This is a genomic window from Xanthomonas sp. SHU 308 (genome assembly GCF_000364645.1).
In the GTDB taxonomy this organism is placed as follows: Bacteria; Pseudomonadota; Gammaproteobacteria; order Xanthomonadales; family Xanthomonadaceae; genus Xanthomonas_A; species Xanthomonas_A sontii.
This window is the reverse complement of the sequence record NZ_AQOK01000002.1, coordinates 1-2,131: the sequence shown is the minus strand read 5'-3', so window position 1 is coordinate 2,131 and position 2,131 is coordinate 1. Positions and strand designations below refer to the sequence as shown.

Sequence of the window (2,131 nt, the reverse complement as noted above, 5' to 3'; positions counted from 1 at the left end):
CAGCGAGAGCGTCAAGAGGCAAAGGGTCAGCAACGCCCGTACATGCTGCACTGACTGCTGCCACTTCTCAGCGGATAGTGTTTGTCGCATGAGGCCAGGTCCGATTACGTATTGAGTAGATGGGGGCGTGCGGTGGCGGAAGAGGTCTTGGTTGGAGTCTGCGGGCCCTTGCTCACCCCGTTAGAGCCCGTGGCGGGATTGATAGGCGTCCAACAATCGCTGGGAACGCCTACTGTGCAGAAGAGGAAGGGGTTGTTGTAGAGAATGGTTTCGTACTAGCCGCCAGATTGTGCCATTGGCTGGATGGAAAAACCAAATAATAGCAAGCCTCGAACAGTCCACGCTTCTTCATGAGTTTCTCCTTGCTGAGACGCTTGACGGAAAGTCCAGGCCCTTGAACCAATCAACACGGGAAAAGCGATCAATACTTCTCAAATACTGGTTCTGAGCATGCCTGATATATCACCTTGCATGTTGCTCCGGGATTCCTGCGTTCGCACCCCTCTGAAGCAGTCTCGACTGCCTTTTCTTTAGTTGGACCACCAGCAAACTGAATAAAACCATCCGGATTTGGCTGCCCATTAATCTGCGGCTCGACAATGACAGCGCATTGATTTTGATAAACCAGAGCCACCTTGCAGTTCTGTGCGCCTTTTTTTGCACATCGAGCTAACGCCTGGATCTTGGCTTCCGATTCGGACATTGCCCCAGTTGGAACGCCGTAGTACGGCACTGAATCGACTGTGCCGATCGCAATCGCACCCCAGGTCTTAATCCATTTGCCGCTAGGACGGGGAGGCGGCGTAGGTTGCTGCTGATAGTAACCAGGCGGAATTGGCGTGCATGAAGACATCGCACCACTGGCCTGGGCCGGCAACTGACCAGGCGGGCATCCATTTTCTGCATCTGCTGTGTTGGTTAAAAGGAGCATAGTAAAAAGGAGGCTGATCTTCATGCGCATTCCATCGAAACTCAAAATTTCTCGAATATCTGCTCCGTACAGGCTTTGTAAATCACCTTGCAATCGGCCTCTGACGTTGCAGCGTTGGCTTTTCTGCAATGAGCTTGAGCTCTCTGTATTGCATCAGTAATGGTCACGCCACCAGAAAAGCTGACTAGACCAATAGCCAGAGGCAACCCATTCGTTTGCGGTTCTGCAATTGCGGCGCATTGGTTGTGATAACTCAAGGCGATTTGGCAGTCCTTTTCCCCATGAGAGGCGCAGCGCCTGAGTGCATCGGCCTCGGCTTCTGCCTTGGATAATTTGCCCGTGGTGACCCCATAATTTGTCGTATTGTCTATTGATCCCATCGCGATAGCACCCCATGTCGTGATCCACTTGCCCAAAGGCTGTGGCGCAGGAGCCTGCTGTTGGTAGTAGCCAGGAGGAACAGGTGTACACGAGGCCATTGCGCCATTTGCCTGCGCCGGGAGTTGCCCAGGTGGGCAACCACTTTCTGCAGACGCAGCACCTACCAAGAAAAACGTAGCGAAGGTAAGATAACGGTTGAGCGCCATCTGAATCCCTCCCATAGCTTAAGTTGGTCGGCTATTATTCTCGGCGACTGACTCAGCAAAAAAACGCATCTTATCGCCTAGAATTTCTGAAAAATCTGCTCAGTGCAATTGGAGTAACCAATAGTACACTCCTTGCCGGCGTTATTTTTCTGACAACGTATAATTGCTTTCCTACTTATTTCCGCAAGTGGAAAGCCCGAGTCAACGCTCGCCACTCCTTCCCCTGGGGGCGTAACTACCACTACACATTGATTCTCATAAGCATGAACAATGCGGCATCGGTGAGAGCTGGCATTCTGGCACTTTTGCAAAGCATCCTTCTCGGCATCCGCTTTACTTAGTTTGCCTGTCGACACGCCAAATTGAGTGATATCATCACCCGCAACCGCGCCCCACGTTTTGAGCCACTTCCCGAGTGGGCGCGGTGGCGGAGCTGGCTGTTGTTGATAATAGCCAGGCGGTATAGGGCCACAGGACGCCATGTTGCCATTTGCTTGGGCCGGAATCTGCCCAGGCGGACACCCGTTTTCCGCTCGCGCGTTACCCATAGCGAAAAGCAGTGCAAGGCAAGCAGCCAGGGTGAATTTAATATCCATATATCACCTCGATGCAA

Annotated in this window: 2 protein-coding genes; both read right to left on the bottom strand. The window is 52.4% G+C overall.

Annotation, left to right across the window (positions count from 1 at the left end; genetic code table 11):
• Nucleotides 1-421 precede the first annotated feature (421 nt).
• Nucleotides 422-955, bottom strand: coding sequence for a DUF4189 domain-containing protein (locus D588_RS26200; RefSeq protein ID WP_226980604.1), 534 nt, complete (start codon nt 953-955; stop codon nt 422-424).
• A 17-nt stretch (nt 956-972) separates the two neighbouring features.
• Nucleotides 973-1,518, bottom strand: a complete 546-nt coding sequence (locus D588_RS26195; RefSeq protein WP_081613433.1) for a DUF4189 domain-containing protein — start codon at nt 1,516-1,518, stop codon at nt 973-975.
• Nucleotides 1,519-2,131: the final 613 nt, after the last annotated feature.